The organism is Streptomyces sp. DH12 (genome assembly GCF_020873895.1).
In the GTDB taxonomy this organism is placed as follows: Bacteria; Actinomycetota; Actinomycetes; order Streptomycetales; family Streptomycetaceae; genus Streptomyces.
In genome coordinates, this window is record NZ_JAHWGT010001741.1 from 1 (window position 1) to 381 (window position 381).

The 381-nt window shown below is 78.0% G+C and carries 1 pseudogene; it reads right to left on the minus strand.

Annotation, left to right across the window (positions count from 1 at the left end):
* A pseudogene (locus LPA54_RS42005) lies at positions 1-381 on the minus strand (ATP-binding protein); the annotation flags it as partial.

Below are 381 nucleotides of genomic sequence, written 5' to 3' on the forward strand. Positions count from 1 at the left end.
ACGGTCGCCCCGGGCACCCCGGCGGCCCAGGTGGCGTCGCTCACGGCGCCGACCAGGCGGATGTGCCCCCGCTCGCACATCCGTGCCGCCAGCGCCAGCAGGGCGGCGCGCTGGGCGGGATCCTGCGCCCGGTCCAGGCCGTCGGCGAGGACAGTGAGGCATCGCAGGGCGTCCGGCACCTCGCCCGGCACGTCGGCCTCCAGTACGCCGGGGCCGGTGAGCAGCACCAGCGCGAGGGCGGTGTAACGCAGTTCGCCGTCGCCGAGCCGCCGCAGCGTGGTGCGGGCGCCGTTGCCGCGGTCGAGAACGGCGCGCACCAGGCGTCCTCCGGCGCACGGCTCGGCGAGGAGGTCGGCGACGGGTCCTGCGCAGCCGACGCGT